At 64.9% G+C, this 16,410-nt stretch carries 15 protein-coding genes; 10 read left to right on the top strand and 5 right to left on the bottom strand.

The window, feature by feature from the left end; translation table 11 throughout:
- Positions 1 to 46 precede the first annotated feature (46 nt).
- The gene (locus tag LRX75_RS00275; protein WP_231811221.1) at positions 47 to 1,420 is read right to left on the bottom strand and encodes a PepSY-associated TM helix domain-containing protein; all 1,374 of its coding nucleotides are present in this window, start codon (positions 1,418 to 1,420) and stop codon (positions 47 to 49) included.
- Positions 1,421 to 1,567: 147 nt separating this feature from the next.
- The gene (locus LRX75_RS00270; RefSeq protein ID WP_231811220.1) at positions 1,568 to 1,945 is read right to left on the bottom strand and encodes a hypothetical protein; all 378 of its coding nucleotides are present in this window, start codon (positions 1,943 to 1,945) and stop codon (positions 1,568 to 1,570) included.
- A 295-nt stretch (positions 1,946 to 2,240) separates the two neighbouring features.
- Here LRX75_RS00270 and LRX75_RS00265 point away from each other — a divergent pair, with 295 nt between their 5' ends.
- From LRX75_RS00265 to LRX75_RS00255, 3 genes are read left to right on the top strand one after another with little or no spacing between them, the layout of a single operon-like run.
- Positions 2,241 to 3,017, top strand: a complete 777-nt coding sequence (locus LRX75_RS00265) for an ABC transporter ATP-binding protein (protein ID WP_231811219.1) — start codon at positions 2,241 to 2,243, stop codon at positions 3,015 to 3,017.
- 17 nt (positions 3,018 to 3,034) lie between these two features.
- Complete coding sequence (locus tag LRX75_RS00260; protein WP_231811218.1) at positions 3,035 to 3,982, top strand: ABC transporter substrate-binding protein; 948 nt, start codon at positions 3,035 to 3,037, stop codon at positions 3,980 to 3,982.
- The gene (locus tag LRX75_RS00255) at positions 3,979 to 5,001 is read left to right on the top strand and encodes a FecCD family ABC transporter permease (protein ID WP_420851135.1); all 1,023 of its coding nucleotides are present in this window, start codon (positions 3,979 to 3,981) and stop codon (positions 4,999 to 5,001) included. The genes LRX75_RS00260 and LRX75_RS00255 overlap by 4 nt, the downstream gene beginning before the upstream one ends.
- Before the next feature lie 22 nt (positions 5,002 to 5,023).
- Here the strand turns inward: LRX75_RS00255 and LRX75_RS00250 are convergent, their stop codons facing one another.
- Entirely contained in the window at positions 5,024 to 7,585 is a 2,562-nt protein-coding gene (locus tag LRX75_RS00250; RefSeq protein ID WP_231811216.1) for a GcvT family protein, read from the bottom strand.
- Between the two features lie 249 nt (positions 7,586 to 7,834).
- Between LRX75_RS00250 and LRX75_RS00245 the strand changes: the two genes are divergently transcribed.
- Positions 7,835 to 9,232, top strand: coding sequence for an MFS transporter (locus LRX75_RS00245; RefSeq protein WP_231811930.1), 1,398 nt, complete (start codon positions 7,835 to 7,837; stop codon positions 9,230 to 9,232).
- Between the two features lie 52 nt (positions 9,233 to 9,284).
- Here the strand turns inward: LRX75_RS00245 and LRX75_RS00240 are convergent, their stop codons facing one another.
- Complete coding sequence (locus LRX75_RS00240; RefSeq protein WP_231811215.1) at positions 9,285 to 9,971, bottom strand: CHASE3 domain-containing protein; 687 nt, start codon at positions 9,969 to 9,971, stop codon at positions 9,285 to 9,287.
- A 463-nt stretch (positions 9,972 to 10,434) separates the two neighbouring features.
- Here LRX75_RS00240 and LRX75_RS00235 point away from each other — a divergent pair, with 463 nt between their 5' ends.
- Genes LRX75_RS00235 through LRX75_RS00210 form a run of 6 tightly spaced genes read left to right on the top strand, consistent with a single transcriptional unit; the run spans position 10,435 to position 15,329 of the window.
- Positions 10,435 to 11,199 carry an amino acid ABC transporter ATP-binding protein gene (locus LRX75_RS00235; protein ID WP_231811214.1) on the top strand — a complete coding sequence of 255 codons (765 nt, stop codon included), beginning with the start codon at positions 10,435 to 10,437 and terminating at the stop codon, positions 11,197 to 11,199.
- Positions 11,196 to 11,840 carry an amino acid ABC transporter permease gene (locus LRX75_RS00230; protein WP_231811213.1) on the top strand — a complete coding sequence of 215 codons (645 nt, stop codon included), beginning with the start codon at positions 11,196 to 11,198 and terminating at the stop codon, positions 11,838 to 11,840. The genes LRX75_RS00235 and LRX75_RS00230 overlap by 4 nt, the downstream gene beginning before the upstream one ends.
- Entirely contained in the window at positions 11,840 to 12,502 is a 663-nt protein-coding gene (locus tag LRX75_RS00225) for an amino acid ABC transporter permease (RefSeq protein ID WP_231811212.1), read from the top strand. Before LRX75_RS00230 ends, LRX75_RS00225 begins: the two co-directional genes overlap by 1 nt.
- Before the next feature lie 23 nt (positions 12,503 to 12,525).
- Positions 12,526 to 13,362, top strand: coding sequence for a substrate-binding periplasmic protein (locus LRX75_RS00220; RefSeq protein WP_231811211.1), 837 nt, complete (start codon positions 12,526 to 12,528; stop codon positions 13,360 to 13,362).
- 58 nt (positions 13,363 to 13,420) lie between these two features.
- On the top strand, positions 13,421 to 14,155 hold the full coding sequence (locus LRX75_RS00215; RefSeq protein ID WP_231811210.1) for an aspartate/glutamate racemase family protein: 735 nt from the start codon (positions 13,421 to 13,423) through the stop codon (positions 14,153 to 14,155).
- A 40-nt stretch (positions 14,156 to 14,195) separates the two neighbouring features.
- Positions 14,196 to 15,329: an aldo/keto reductase gene (locus LRX75_RS00210; protein WP_231811209.1), complete on the top strand. Its 1,134-nt coding sequence runs from the start codon at positions 14,196 to 14,198 to the stop codon at positions 15,327 to 15,329.
- Between the two features lie 102 nt (positions 15,330 to 15,431).
- Here the strand turns inward: LRX75_RS00210 and LRX75_RS00205 are convergent, their stop codons facing one another.
- Positions 15,432 to 16,346: a LysR substrate-binding domain-containing protein gene (locus LRX75_RS00205; RefSeq protein WP_231811208.1), complete on the bottom strand. Its 915-nt coding sequence runs from the start codon at positions 16,344 to 16,346 to the stop codon at positions 15,432 to 15,434.
- Positions 16,347 to 16,410: the final 64 nt, after the last annotated feature.

Genomic DNA, 16,410 nt, shown 5'->3' with positions numbered 1-16,410 from the left:
ACACCCGACGCCAGGGGCCCGCTCGGGAGAGCGAGCCCCTTTCCCGTCATGCAAACGCCCGCTTCAGAGCCGGGACACGGCGGATGAGGAGCACGTCGAGGGCGATCATCGCGACGATCAGCAGGCCGGTCAGCGGAAACAGCACACCGAAGGCGACCGCCATGCCCCACAGTACGCCATAGACCCTGCGGCTTGTGGGATAGGGGGGAACTCCGAGGCGGCCGGACGGTCGACGCTTGAGCCACATGACGACCGCGGCAACCGACGAGAGGATGATCGCGAGGCAGGTCGCAAGCATCAGAAGCTGGTTCGCCAGGCCGAATTCCTGCCCCATATGAACATTGATCGCGAATTCGGTCACCTTGGCGACAGGGCCGTAATCCGCATAGCCGATATCGACCAGCGGCTGGCCGCTGAACTGATCGATATGGATCGTGCGGACCTGCGCGAGATCGTCGGGATAGACGGCCGCGGTGAAGACGCCCGTGGCGTCGCCGGGGAAGGTGACCTCGTATCCCGGCGCCATGCCCCGCGCCCGCGCGATCTCGACGATCCTGTCGATGCCGAGCGGCGCGTCCATCGCGTCATGCGACATCGGCATCGGCATCGGCGAGGCTTCCATCGTCCAGCCGACCGTCTGCATCGCGTGCTGGGCATGCTCGCTCGATGTGGGCACGTTGTCCCACAGGGCGGCGGGATAGCCGGTGCCGGTCGCCACCGTCAGCTCCGTCAGCTTGCCGCCCCAGAAGGAGGACCAGGGCAGGCCCGACAGGGCGAGAAAGGCAATGAAGCCGCCCGCGATGGCCCCGGTCACCGCATGCGTATCGCGCCAGAACACCCGGCGCGACGGCGTTCCCCGCACGGTCAAGACACCGCCGGTCTGCCGGCGCGGCCACCAGAGATAGAGACCGGAGACCACGAGGATGATCGCGAACCCCGCCATGGCCTCGATCACGCGGTTGGCATAGGCGCCGAAATATTCCAGGCTGTGGAGCTTGCGCACCACCTCGTTGAACTCCTGCGTCTTCAGCATCGTGTCGAGAACGGCACCCGTATAGGGGTTGACGAACACATAGGCCGCGCCCGCATCCGTCGCGAACGTTACCCGTGCCGAGGCCGTAGGGCCAATGGGCGGCCGATAGGCCTTGACCCGCGCATCGGGGTAGAGCGTCTGCGCCCGGGCGATCAGGGCGCTGGGTGCCTGCTGCGGCGTGGCCTCCTCGGTGACCACCGTGCGCGACGCAAAGGCGGTGTGGTCGATTTCGTCGCGGAACAGGTAGAGCGAGCCGGTGACGGCAAGCAGGATCATGAAGGGCACGGCGAGGAGGCCGGCATAGAAGTGCCATCGCCAGATGGCGCGGTAGGTATCGACAGCAAGCGCGGAAGCGCGTTCCTGCCGGGATGCGGTAAGGTCTGTCATCGTCGATCCTGGGAACGAGCCGCGTGCCGGCGCCGGAAGACGCACGGGAACGGCCGGAAAAGCGTGAGGCTTCGACATGCTCGTCCGCGCGAAGCGCACAGATGTCGTTGCCGTCGATGGCGGGCACACGCGCCCGCTTGACGCCTCTCAGACCGGCGGTCCCTGCGCGTCATAGCGCCGGACATCCGTCGCGGCGGACGGGACGACGGCGTCGTCGGCGCGCGCCTCCACGGCGATGGAAAAACGGATGGGCAGGCCGGCATCGTCCGACGGCGCCATCGCCGTCTGCGCCTGCACGCCCGCATGGCAGAGCGTGCTGCAGGGACAATCCCGATGCCCATGGTCGTCGGCCGGGCGATGCGCGCCATGATCTGCAGCGCATAGGACGGAGAGGGGATCCGGCGCCGCCATCGCGGCACTGGACCATCCCGTCACCAGCGTCTGGATCGCAAAGGACAGCGCCAGGAGAACGCCCAGTAGGCCCCCCGATTGTCTGTCTGCGATGATGCGGCGCCAGAACGTCATGCCACTCGCATGCCACAGTTCGTTTCGTCTGTCATCGCGACATCTTGTGCCACGCTCGTTCGGGACAGCCGGCTTCCGCGTTCTGTCGCGGACGCGAGGCGACCAATTCCCGCGCGACCCCGTTGACAGGATGTCGATTCGTAATGTTATTACATTTGCATCAATCCTCACGCGTCTCGGGCGACGCTCGGGATTTTACCTCAAGGGAAAAGACGGCTAGATGATCCGCATATCGCTCCCGGCACGCCCTCTTTCGGGTGACGCCACACCGCCGGCCGAAGAAGAAGGACGCCGCGTGCACGATGTGACGCTGTCAGCCAGCGGTCTCGGATGGTCGATCCGGGATGCGCAGATCCTGCGGGATGTTTCGCTGAACCTCGGCCGGGGCGACCGGCTGGCGATCGTCGGCCCGAACGGCGCCGGCAAGACGACGCTGCTCCAGCTTCTCTCCGGCATGCTGCAGCCGACGACGGGGTCGGTCTCGCTGGTCGGGCGGCCGCTGGCCTCCATGACCCCGCAGGAGCGCGCCCGGCTGACGGCCGTGGTCGGACAGTCCGATCAGCCCGACCACCGCATCGCCGTGCGCGATTATGTCCAGCTCGGCCGCATACCCCACACGCTGCGGGCAACGCGCGCGCAGGAACGACGGCTGGTGGACGACGCGCTGGAGCGGACCGGCCTTGCCGCCCTCGCGGCGCGGGCCATGGGGTCGCTGTCCGGCGGCGAGCGGCAGAGGGCGCAGATCGCCCGGGCGCTGGCGCAGGCGCCCCGTATCCTGTTCCTCGACGAGCCGACCAATCATCTCGACCCGCTCGCCCGCCGAACGCTTTTGTCTCTGGTCGCGCAACTGGACGTCACGGTCGTCGCCGTCCTCCACGACCTGCATCTCGTTCCCGATTTCGCGACCCATGTCGTCGTGCTGAAAGACGGCCGGCCCGTGGCCAGCGGGCCCGTCGCCGCCGCGCTGTCGAAGACCGTCGTCCGCGACGTCTTCGGCATCGACCTCCTGCGACTGCCGCATCCGCATGAAGACCGCGAACTCACCGTCTTCGATATCGCAGCCCCTCTCTGAACCCGGAACCGTCTCCTATGAACCGCCTTCTCCTTGCCGCTCTCTTCTCTCTTGCTGCCTCTGCGGCTTCTGCCTTTCCCGTCACGGTCGACAGCTGCGGGCAGGCGCTGACATTCGATGCGGCACCGAAGCGCGCGGTCGTGCACGATATCAACATGGCGAAAATGGCCTTCGCGCTCGGCCTCCAGCCGCAGATGGTCGGCGTCACCGGCATCAGCGGCTGGTACAAGCTCGACGACGCCTTCCGCAAGGAACAGGGCGCTATCCCCGAACTCGCGCCGAAATATCCGACGCTGGAGAACCTCGTCGCCGTCGAACCCGATTTCTTCTTCGCAGGCTGGTATTACGGCATGAAGCCCGGCGGCGACGTGACGCCGGACACGCTGGCGCCGCACGGCATCAAGACGCTCGTGCTGACGGAAAGCTGCGTCCACCTCGACAAGGCGCGCCCCGCCGCCTCCATGAACCTGCTGTATGGCGACATGGAAAAGCTGGGCGCGATCTTCGACCGGAAGACGGAAGCCGATACCCTGATCCAGGGCTGGAAGGTCGAGCTTGCCGACATCGAGGCAAAGGTCGCGGCCAATGGCGGAACGCGCGTGTTTCTCTACGACAGCGGCGAGGACAAGCCGTTCACGGCCGGCAAGTTCGCCATTCCCACCGCGATGATCTCGGCCGCCGGCGGCGTCAACATCATGGCCGACATGGAAACGAGCTGGGGCACGACGGACTGGGAAACTGTCGCCATGCGCAATCCGCAGTTTCTTGTGCTTCTCGATTACCAGACCGATACCGGCTACCGGAAGCTTCTCGACTTCCTGAAGAGCCATCCCGCGATGAAGGAGACGGACGCAGTGAAGAACGAGCGCTTCGTGGCGCTGCGCTACGAGGAGCTGACGCCCGGCCCGGATAACATCGCGGCCATCGGCAAGATCGCCCGGGCGCTGCACCCAGAAGCCTTCTGACGGTGCGAGCCGCATTTCCCTTGGGCGTCGTGGCGGCCTGCCTGGCTGTTGCGGCACTTGCCTGCATCTCCATCGCCTATGGCTCCACCGTCATCCCCATGCCGCAGGTTCTCACAGCACTTGCTCGTGCGGCCGGGATCGTCCAGACGGACCCGGCCGGTGTGGTGGACCGGATCATCGTCGATCTCCGGCTGCCCCGGGCCATCCTCGCGATTGCAGTGGGCGCGGGCCTCGGCGTCATCGGGCTGCTGTTGCAGACAGTGACGCGCAACGATCTGGCCGATCCCTTCCTGTTCGGCCTGTCGGCGGGTGCGGCGGCCGGTGCGGTCATCGTCATCACCCGTCTCGGAGACCGGCTCGGCGTCCTCACGCTGCCGATTGCGGCCTTCGTCGGGGGAATGTGCGCGACCGGCATCGTGCTGATGCTCATCCGCCGTGCGCAGGGTTTCGGCCCGGAGCGGCTGATCCTCGCCGGCCTCGCCGTCTCCTTCCTGTTCACGGCGCTGACCAATTACCTGGTCTTTTCCGGCGACCAGCGTGCGGCGCATTCCGTCCTGTTCTGGACCATGGGCGGCCTCGGGCTTGCGAGCTGGCAGAACATCGGCATCGGCATCACGGGTGCCGCCGTCGCTATCGTCTATGCGATGGCCCGCCACCGGCACCTCGACGCCCTGCTGGGCGGGGAGCAGACGGCCGAAAGCCTGGGGATCTCCGTGCGCCGGCTGCGGCGGGAAACGTTTCTGGCGGCCAGCTTCGCCACCGCCCTTCTCGTCTCGATCACGGGCGTCATCGGCTTCATCGGGCTCATGATCCCCCATGTCGCCCGCACGCTGGTCGGCCCGCTGCACAAGCGGCTGACGATCCTCTGCGCGCTTCTGGGTTCGGCCCTGCTTCTCGGCAGCGATCTCATCGCCCGCACGCTCCTGCCGCCGCAGGAACTCCCGGTCGGCATCGTCACGAGCTCGATCGGCGCCGCCTTCGTGGTGATCGTGATCCTGCAGAAAGGTCGCGCGGCCTGACGGTTATCAGGCCGGGCCGACCTCAGCTTCTGGGCTTCAGGTTTTCCGGATCGTAGAGCGGCTTGTAGCCGACGGCGGCGATCTCGACCGGAAAGCTCTCGTTGAAATACTCGACCACCAGTTTTCGTCCGACCTCGCAATGCGACTGCGGGATATAGGCGAGCGCGATATTCTTGCCGATGGTCGGGCCATAGGCGATCGAGGTCGTGTAGGACCGGCGACCGAGGTCGTCGATCAGCACCGCGCCCGTGTCCGGATCGATCACCGGCAACGATCCCACGGGATAGCGCTTCACGCCGCTGGCGTCCGTATTGTCGGTCATCACGAGCGTGCAAAGCATGGCCGGCTGGTGGGCGCGCGCCTTGTATTCGAGATGCTTCGCCTTGCCCCGGAAATCGGCTTCCTTGACCTTGGGGCGGGCAAGATCCGCCTCGATCAGATTGTATTGGGTCAAGAGGTCGCCGTTCTGCAGGCGCAGGCTCTTTTCCATGCGGCGGGAATTGGCATAGGTTTCCACGCCGAACGCCATGACGCCGGTCGCCCGCAGCGCATCCCAGACGGCAAGGCCGTCCTCGTATCGCATATGCAGTTCCCAGCCCTGCTCGCCGACATAGGAAATGCGGAAGGCGGTGACGGTCACGCCGGCGATCTCGATCGGCTTGATCGCCGCGAAAGCGAAGGCGTCAGCGTCGAGCGCCGCGGGGTCGGCCACCACCTTCTTCAGCGTCTCGCGGGCGTTGGGACCCCAGATGCCAATGGTGGTGAACCTTTCCGAGACGTCGGTGATGACGACGTCGAGGCCGCGGTCTTCCGCCACGCGCTTCATGTAGTGGAAGTCGCGGGGGCCGGCATCCGCGCCGTTGATCAGGCGGCAGCGGTCGGCCATGCGGATGACGGTGAAATCGGCCCGCACCATGCCTTCGTCATCGAGGAAGTGCGTGTAGATACCCTTGCCGATATTGCCGTCGCCCCCGATCTTGGCGGCACAGAGCCATTCGAGCAGGTCGACATGGTCGGGGCCCTCGATATCCACCATGTGGAAGTGCGAGAGATTGACGATGCCGCAATCCTCGCTCATCGCCAGATGTTCGGCGTTGGAGACGCGCCAGAAATGGCGGTTGTCCCACTCGTTCTCGCGCACCGGCACGCGGTCGCCATAGGTCTCGAGCAAGTGCTCGTTGGCCTTGTAGCCATGCGCGCGTTCCCAGCCGCCCAGTTCCATGAAGTACCCGCCGAGTTCCTTTTCGCGCTCGTGGAAAGGCGAGCGCTTGGCGCCGCGGCCCGAGGCATAGGGCTCGCGGGGATGGATTGCAGGGAAATAGATCTTCTGCGCCGCCTCGTAGCTGCGGCCTTCGATGAAGGCTTCCGTCAGCTGATGCGGGTAGAAACGCGCATAGTCGATGGAGTTATGGTCGATCTCGGTGCGTCCGTCCGTCATCCAGTCGGCGATCAGCTTGCCATAGCCCGGGCCGTCCTTGACCCAGATGGCAACGCAGTACCAGAGGCCGCGCACCTTCTGGCTCTCCCCGCAGGAGGGACCGCCGGCAGCCGAGACCTGCAGGAGACCGTTGAACGAGTGGCCTTCGTTGTAGCCGAGTTCGCCGAGGATCGGGGTCAGTTCCATCGCCCGTTCCAGCGGCTCCAGAATCTGCTCCATGTCGAGGTCGCGCTGCGAGGGCGACAGGCGCGCCTGGTGCTTTTCGAGGATCTCGCGCGGGTGGCAGAGGCGCGGGTTCTCGGCCTCGTAATAGCCCCACTCGATCTGCCCGCCTTCCGTCGTGTTCGGATCGCCGGTGTCGCGCATATAGGCGGAGTTGCCCTGGTCGCGCAGCAGGGGATAGCCGATCTCCTTGCCGGTGCCGGCGAATTCGTTATAGAGGCCGAAGAAGGTCAGCGGATGATCGACCGGCATGACGGGCAGGTCTTCGCCGACCATTTCGGCAATCAGCCGGCCCCAGATGCCGGCGCAGACGATGACATGATCCGCCAGAATCGTGCCGCGATGCGTGACGACGCCCTTGATGCGGCCCTTCTCGACGATCAGCGAGGTCGCGGGCGTATTGCCGAAGACCTTCAGCTTGCCGGATGTCTCAGCGGCGTCCACGAGCTTGCCGGCGACGGTCTGCGAGCGCGGAATGACGAGGCCGGCATCCGGATCGAACAGACCGCCCTGAACCTGATCCTCCTCGATCAGCGGGAACATCTGCTTGATCTCGGCGGGGCTCACGGAATGCGCGCGCGTGCCGAAGGCCTTGGCGGAGGTGAGCTTGCGCTTGATCTCCTCCATCCAGCTGTCGTCGCCCGTGCGTGCCACTTCCAGACCGCCGATGCGGGCGTAGTGGCCCATCTTCTCGTAGAAATCGATCGAATACTGGGTCGTCCAGACCGAGAGGTAATCATGGCTGGTCGTGTAGCAGAAGTCCGAGGCATGCGCGGTCGAGCCGATATCGGTCGGGATGCCGGACTTGTCGATGCCGACGATATCGTCCCAGCCGCGCTCGATCAGGTGATGCGCGATGGACGCGCCGACGATGCCGCCGAGCCCGATGATGACGACCTTTGCTCTGCTTGGAAACTCTGCCATTGCCTGCCTCGTATCTCCGATATCGGGTGGATTGTAGAGCGTACGCCGCGGAACGCCTGATCTGAAAGCGACAAGGACTGGCCGCGAACACGGTCGTTCCCGGCGCAAATCCGACATCGGGCTGTCATGAAGGCTCTAATGAAAGCGGGCGGTTAATTAAACCTGCCCTTGATGAGAAACCTTTGATCACCTTGCGCGTTCTGCAGCGAATTTCCGATCCGATTCCACACCCAGAACAGGACCTCCTTGATGAGTACAATGGCGGCAAGCGCACATGCGGCGCCTGTAGAACCCCGGTCGCGGTCGGTCAAAGCCCTCAGCGCCGTCAATTTCTTTCTTGCCGACGTGCGGGACGGGCTCGGTCCTTTCCTTGGCATCTTCCTTATCGGGCAGGGCTGGAGCACGGCAACCATCGGCGTCGTCATGACGATCGGCGGGATCGCCGGCATGCTGGCGACCACCCCGCTCGGCGCTCTGGCAGACGCTTCCAAGGCCAAGCGCTTCATGGTCGGCTTCTGTGCGGCGCTGGTCATCGTGGCCTCGCTGGCCATCCTGTTCGTTCCCACCGTGACCTTCGTGGCCGCCTCCCAGATTGCGACCGGCATCGCCGGTGCGGCGATCGGCCCGGCCGTCGCCGGCCTGACGCTTGGCCTCGTCGGGCAGAAGGGGCTTGCCCCGCAGCTCGGGCGAAACGAGGCCTGGAACCACGGCGGCAATGTCTTTGCGGCGGCCGGCGCCGGCTTCTTCGGCTATGAATTCGGCCTGACCGCCGTCTTCATCCTCATGACGGCCATGGCCGTCGGCTCGATCATCGCCGTCATGATGATCAGCCCCGAAGACATAGACCACGATGCCGCGCGCGGCATCGAGAAGAAGGAAGGCAAGGACGCCGAAGCCCCCTCCGGCTTCAGCGTGCTGTGGAAGTCCACGCCGCTGCTGATCCTCGCGGCCACCCTCATGCTGTTCCATTTCGGCAACGGCGCCATGCTCCCTCTGCTTGGCCAGCAGGTCGCGACACAGGCTGAAAGCACGGGCGCACCGACCGATGGCGGCACGGCGGCCGCAACCACGACACAGGACGACGGCACAACGACCGCGCTGCCGCCCGGACAGAGCAAGCCTGGGCAGCCGGCGGCCCGGCCGGTCAACCAGCCCTCGTCGCTGCAGAGCCTGCTGTCGGATCCCGTTTCCTACACGGCCGCCACCGTCATCATCGCCCAGCTGACGATGATCCCGATCGCGCTTCTCGCGGCCGGCTTCGCCGGACGGCGCGGCTACTTCCTGCTGCTCGTCGCAGCCCTCGTCGCCCTGCCCGTCCGCGGGCTGATCGCCGGCCTGTGGCCGAGCCCCTATGCGCTCATTCCGGTCCAGATGCTCGATGGCGTCGGTGCCGGTCTCCTCGGCGTGGCCGTGCCCGGTCTCGTCGCGCGGATGCTGAAGGGGACCGGCCACATCAATGCCGGCCTTGGTGCCGTGATGACGGTGCAGGGTGTCGGTGCCTCGCTCAGCCCCGCGATCGCCGGCGTCATCGTGTCGCATTACGGCTTTTCCGCCGCCTACCTTACCCTCGCCGGCTTCGCCGTCTGCGGTCTGGTCATCTGGCTGGTCTCGATGAAGAAGGTGGCCGCGGCCTGCGCCGGCGACTGATCGCCCAAAAATCGTCGCCTCCAGGAGCGCCCCTGTCGGCCGACCGGGGCGCTCAGCTGTTGCGCCGCTGCGGTCCGGCCCCGCCCATGCCGTTCCTTGCAAGGTAAAGCTCGATCGCGGCCCGCGTCAGGAACGAGGCGAGACCGACGAGGATTGCCACGATGCGGATCCGCGTCTCGTCCCGATCGACCTCCGATTGCCGTGCGGACAAGAGCGCCTTCTCGCTTTCCGTGATTGCCCCGATCACCCGTCGGATCCCATCCATCGTGGCGCGCTCCATCATCGCGATCTCGAGGCGTCGCGCCGCGTCGAAACCGTCGCTGTCATGGACCGCGATCGCCTGCCGGAGCTCGCCGAGCTTGTCGTCGATCATCGCGTCCAGCGTCGCCACCCGCGCGATCTGCTCGCGATTGTCGGACACATGCGCCTTCAGCGTGCCGCGCAGATCGGCTAGGCGCGTCAGAGCCTTGTTATAGGGGTCGAGGTAACGCCGATCGCCGCTGAGCAGATATCCCCGCTGGCCCGTCTCCGCATCGTCGAGGCCGATCAGCACATCCTTGGTCGTGTCGATCGCCTCATAGGTGTGAACGACCAGATCCTGGTGATCGCTGAGCAGCGTATGCGTCCAGCTGGTTGCGACCACACCCGCGGCAATGACGATGCCGACCGGGATCGACCGCAACAGCACCGGCGTCGTCAGATAGGTGCTGCGCAGCCACCGCCAGGAGAGGTCCCGCATTCTCAATCCCCCAACCACCTTCCGGTCACGCCACGCCCGATGCGTCTCAGCAGGCTACAAACGGTTCGCAGACCGCCGCGGTGGAACGAGACTTGGGACAGCGCGGGAGCGGGACAAGGCCGTCTCGTGTGCAGACGGAAAATTTCGTGTGCGGCGCGCGTGCCCGCCCGGAAGCCCGCATGAACACGACCCACACAGCATAACCTCAGGTTTGGCAGAGGCGCATTTTTTTCACGCTGCTCAGCCGGCGACCCAGTGCTAACATTCCCTAAAATAAGAATGGGAACGAGGCCGATACGGAAAATCCGAGGGCCGATGAAGAGCAGCATTTCCGGCGAAAGACCCGACTGTCTCGAGGGCGTGTCGATCGCTGTTGCATGGGGGCCAAAATGATATGGACGGAACCGCTTTCCACCGCGAAAGAGATGATCGGCTGCGACTCCGTGGCGCGGCCCAGCCAGCGATGACGGCGGCTGCGGACAATGTGCTCATTCGCCTGGCGTCGCTGAGCAAGCATTACGGCACCCATACGGTTCTCGATGGAATCGATCTGGAGGTGTGTTCGGGCGAGGTGCTCGCGATCATCGGGCCGAGCGGATCGGGCAAGAGCACGCTGCTGCGCTGTATCAACTATCTCGAACCGCCGGACGGCGGCACGATCACCATCGGATCGGCCAACATCGATGCCTCGCGACCTGCCACCGCCGCAGAGCTTTCCAGGCTGCGCCGGCGCATCGGGATGGTATTTCAATCCTTCAATCTGTTTCCGCACATGTCCGTTCTGCGCAATGTCAGCCTGGCGCAGGAACGCGTGCTCGGCCGCAGCCGCAAGGACGCCGACGAGCGCTCGATGCAGCTTCTCAAGCGCGTTGGCCTGGCCGACAAGGCATCGCAATACCCCGTCCGCTGCTCCGGCGGCCAGCAACAGCGCATTGCCATCGCCCGCTCGCTCGCCCTCGATCCGGAGATCATGCTGTTCGACGAACCGACCTCGGCGCTCGACCCGGAACTCGGTCTCGAGGTTCTCGCCGTCATGCGCGAGCTGGCCGAAAGCGGCATGACGATGATCGTCGTCACCCACGAGATGGGCTTTGCCGAAAACGTCTCGGACAATGTCATGATCATGGCGGACGGCCATATCGTGGAAAAAGGTCCGTCGAAGGCGATCATGCGCGATCCGCAACAGGAGCGCACGAAGCGGTTTCTTCGCGCGGTGCACGAGCGATGAGCGCCGCGGACCTGCTTCCCCTTCTGCGCGGGCTGGTCTGGACGATCGCCTTGACGGCCGGCGCTTTCCTCATCGGCGCCATTCTGGGCGTGCCCCTGCTCGTCGCACGGCGAAGCCGCTTCTGGCCCGTGTCCACGCTCGCCATGGTGCTCATCCAGATCGTCCGTTCCATTCCGCCTATCCTGTGGCTCTTCCTGATCTTCTTCGGCCTCGGCATGGGCCTGATGCCGATCAGCCCATTCCATGCCGCCCTTCTCGGGCTGGGAATGATCGCCGCCGCCAACATGGCGGAGATTTACCGCGGGGCGGTCGCCTCCATTCACCACGGCCAGTGGGAAGCCGCCATCGCCCTCGACCTCAGCCGCTGGTCCGTGTCGCGCGACATCGTCGCGCCGCAGGCCTTCCGCGTCGCCCTGCCCTCCGCGGCGAGCTATCTCATCGGCCTCATGAAAGAGACGGCCGTCGCATCGACGATCGGGGTTTCGGAGCTCGCCTATCAGGGCAACCAGCTCTCGCAGTTGTCCTATCGCGGTCTTGAGGTGTTTGCGCTGGTTGGCCTCTTCTACGTGCTCCTGAGCCTTCCGATCGCCTGGCTCTCGCGCCTGGCCGACAGCTATCTCCTGGCAAAGGTGGCGCGCTGATGTTTCCCACATATGACGAGGTCGCGACATGGCTGCCGGATCTCCTGAGCGGGCTCTGGGTGAGCGTGCAGGTGACGGCCTTGAGCCTGTTGATCGGCATTCCCTTCGGTCTCGTTCTGGCGCTGGGCGTGCTGTCGAAGCGTCGCGCGGTGAAGGCTCTCAGCCTATTCATGGTCGAGATCGGTCGCGGGGCACCGGCCCTCGTCCTGCTCCAGTTCATCTATTTCGGCCTGCCCTCGACAGGCCTGATGCTGGGGTCCTTCACGGCTGCGGTGATCGCGCTGGCGTGGAACACCGGCGCCTATACCAGCGAGATCATTCGCGCGAGCCTCCAGTCCGTCGCCCATGGCCAGCGTGAGGCGGCGGTCGCGCTGGGCCTCAACCGGATGGATGAACTGCGCTACGTCATTCTGCCGCAGGGCCTTCGTGTCGCTCTCCCGGCATTGCTCGGCTTCTCGATCCTGATTTTCCAAGGGACGTCGCTCTGCTTCACCATCGCCCTGCCCGAGCTGGTAAGCCGCGCCTACGAGATCGGCTCCACGACGTTCCGCTATCTCCCCGCACTGCTGTCTGCCGGCGTTCTCTACGCCGGTATCTCCATCCCCGCCGCTCTGCTCGTCAGTTACGTCGAGAAGCGCGCCGGACTCTACGCCCACCGTTGAACCTCAGTTGAAAGGATGCCTGCATGACCAGACGATCCACCCCGCAGTTTCTTCTTGCCGGCATCGCCGGTGTGCTGTTCTCCGCGCAGCTTGCCGCGGCGCAGGATTGCACGCCCAAGCATAGCTTCACCACGGTCGAAGCAGGGACGTTGACGGTCGCCGTGACGACCTACGCCCCGCATTCCTATATCGACGATAGCGGCACCATGAAGGGCATCGACGGCGACATCGCGGCCGCATTCGCCGCGCGCGAATGCCTGAAGGTCAAGGCGGTCGCCGTCGATCCGGCTGCCGCCATTCAATATGTGCTCTCGGGACAGGCCGACATCACCACGGGCGACTGGTACCGGACGGCCGAGCGCGCAAAGGTCATGAACCTTTCCGCACCGCTCTATACCGACCAGATGGGTATCTACTCCAAGGACGGCTTCACGAAGGTCTCCGACCTCGAAGGCAAGCAGGTGGGCACCGTACAGGGCTATCTCTGGGTCGCGGACCTCAAGGCGCTGCTTGGCAGCGCGCTGAAGCTCTACCCCAACTCCGTCAACATGCAGCAGGATCTGAAATCGGGCCGGATCGACATCGCCGTCGATGGCTATTCGACGGGGGTCGTTGCCGCAGGCAAGGGTGCGCTCGGCGATATCAAGGTCACCGTCGCCGCCCCGGACGAACGCGTCAAGGCGACCAAGGAAGCCGCGCAGGCTGCCTTCCCCTACGCGCTCAAGGCCACGGAGCTGGGCGTCGCGCTGGATGCCGGGATCACCGAGATGCATGCAGACGGCACGATCGTCAAGATCCTGAAATCCTACGGCCTCGACGGCACGGCCGCAGAGACGGGCGCACCACGCCTCGTGCAGTAGGCATCGATCGCGGGGGGCACGATCCCCCCGCGCACTGACACAGACATCGGAGACGACAATGACTGTCTACACGGTCACGCGCAAAACACAGTCATGGTACGGCGAACAGATCGGCGTCCTCATTCTGGACGCGGCCTATCCTTGCGTGCCGGGCAATGTCGGCAATGCGAGCACCTACGATTATCCCGTACGCTTTCAGGAGGTGCGCGGCGCATCCATCGACCGGCTGCTCAACCAGCGCGACCCGGCGCTCAAGGACGTGTTCATCGAGTCGGCGGTCGAGCTGCAGAACCGGGGCGTCAAGGCGATTACCGGCGCCTGCGGCTTCATGGCCTACTTCCAGCAGGAGGTCGCGGCCGCCGTGAATATTCCCGTCTTCCTGTCCAGCCTGATGCAGATCCCCTTCATGCATGCGGCGTGCGGCGGCCGGGTCGGCGTCATCACGGCGAATGCCGCGCGGCTGACGCCGCGCCACTTCGCGGCCTGCAACATCGGCGACCACGTTCCCCTGGCCGTGGCGGGCATGGAGGGTCAGACGGAATTCCGCGAAGCCATTCTCGAAGAGCGCGGCACGCTCGATTCCGCCGCCATCGAGCGGGAGGTGACGGAGGTCGCGCGCCGCTTGGTCACGGACAATCCCGACGTCGGATCGATCCTGCTGGAATGCAGCGATCTGCCCCCCTATGCCCATGCGGTGCAGGCCGCGACCGGTCGTCCGGTCTTCGATTTCATCACGATGATCAACTACGTCCAGCAGAGCGTGACGCGCCGCCCCTACACCGGCAGCATGTAAGCGAAGCGGCCGGGCAGCGCATTTCAGATCGGGATCATCCATGTCGCTTGACCACTATTTTCTTCTGGGCCGGTCCGGGCTGAGGGTCAGTCGCCTGGCGCTGGGCACCATGACTTTCGGCGATGGCGGCATTCGCGGGATTGGCGGACGGTGGGGCAGCGACGAGGAGACGGCACGCGCGATCTTCCGCCGCTATGTCGAGGCGGGCGGAAATTTCATCGATACGGCCGATTCCTATGCCGCCGGAGCGAGCGAGAGCCTCGTCGGAACCTTCGTCACCGAGATGAAGCTGCGCGACCAGTTGGTCATCGCCACGAAGTTCTCCAACAATGTGTCGCCCGGCAATCCGAATGCGGGCGGCAACGGGCGCAAGAATATCATGCGCGCCGTCGATGCCTCGCTCAAGCGGCTGAAAACCGACTATATCGACCTTTACTGGCTGCACACCTGGGATCGGATGACGCCGGTGGAGGAGGTCGTGCGCACACTGGACGATCTCGTGCGGGCCGGGAAGATCCTCCATGCCGGGCTGTCCGACGTGCCGGGCTGGTATGCCGCGCGGGCACAGACCTGGGCGGAGGCCCATGGCCTGTCACAGCCGATCGCCCTGCAACTTCCCTATTCGCTGGTCGAGCGCAGCATCGAACAGGAATTCGTACCGCTGTCGCAGGCGTGCGGCCTCGGGATCACGGCCTGGAGCCCACTCGCCATGGGGCTGCTGTCCGGAAAATATCGCCCTGGCGAGATGCCTGCGGGACGGCTGTCGCTCGACGCGTCGGGAAGCGGCCTCGGACTGTTTACGGATCGCAATATCCGCATCGTGTCGGCTCTCGAAAAGGTTGCGTCGGAGGTCGGCAAGAGCATGGCCCAGGTCGCCCTCAGCTGGGTCACGGATCGACCGGGCGTTGCCGCCGCCATCATCGGGGCCAGCCGTCTGGCGCAGCTGGAGGAAAATCTGGCAGCGCTCAGTGTCGCATTGCCGGCCGAGCAACGGGCCGCGCTGGATGCCGCCAGTGCCATTGATGTCCCCTACCCCTACAGCCTCTTTGCCGACGATTATCAGGCGGGTATCCTGAACACCGGCAGTACGGTGGGCGACAAGCCGAAGCACTATTACGCTCGCACCTTTCTGCCAGACGTCAAGGACTACACGTTCGGGCAGCCGAAGGATTGAGCTCGGGTCATTCCAGCAGACGCGCACAGCGGTTTTGCGTCCGGAATGGCGTTGAAACCTCTGGACGGCGGCGCGGATCACCCGCTTCGCCGGCGAACGGCTTCAATCCATCAGGGCCTGTTGTTCGATCAACCAGTCGCGAAACATCTCGGCACCGTGTTTGGCCGGGCGCTGTGCCGGCATGACCAGGTAGATCGACTGGCCGGACTGGTAGATCTCGTCGAGCGGCGCGACCAACCGCCCGGTCTTCAGATGCTCGTTCACCAGATGCTTCCAGCCGAGCGCCACGCCCTGACCCCGGACGGCGGCCTCGATGGAGCCGAGGGCATCGGTAAAGACGAAATCCTGCTTGAGCCGGGTGACGGGAACGGAATGACGGTCGAGCCATTCGCGCCATGCCAGCCGCGTGCGGTGCCGCTCTTCGAAATTCAGAAGCGTATGTCGCAGGAGATCGGCGGGCCGCTCGATCGCCCCATACTCGTTCAGATAGTCTGGGCTGCACACGGGCAGCACCTGTTCCGTGACGAAATGCCAGGAAAGAATCCCGGGCCATTCGCCGTTCCCGAGCCGGGCGGAGAGGTCGATATCCTCCTCGATCAGATCCTGATCGTCCCGGCTGCTCTCCTCGATCCGCAGCGACACGTCGGGATGCTTGGCCTTGAAGTCCTTCAGCCGCGGCAACAGCCAGAGCTGCACGAAGGAGGACGAAAAGGACACCCGCACCACGTCGGTCGAGTGCTTTTTCTGCAGCGAGGTTATGACCATGTGCAGGTGATCGAACGCCTCCTGCGTTTCCTTGTAGAGCCGCAGCCCCTCGGCCGTCAGCTCCAATCGGGTGTGATCGCGTCGAAAAAGCTTCAGACCCGTCGCTTCCTCGAGCAGCCGGATCGTCTTGCTCACCGCCGGCTGACTGACGTTCAATTCCTGCGCGGCGGCCGTGAAGCTGCGGCGACGGGCGGCGGCCTCGAAGCAGAACAGATAATTGGCGGACGGGATGAGAGATCGAAGCCGGTGCATAATCTCAGGTTATGCCCCAAGGCATTTTTTTGCAAGATTACAGTTGGGTGGACCCTTTGTACGG

The organism is Rhizobium quercicola, from assembly GCF_021168455.1.
Classification (GTDB): Bacteria; Pseudomonadota; Alphaproteobacteria; order Rhizobiales; family Rhizobiaceae; genus Ferranicluibacter; species Ferranicluibacter quercicola.
The sequence above is the reverse complement of the archived record's forward strand: the minus strand, read 5'-3'. Positions and strand labels throughout refer to the sequence as shown.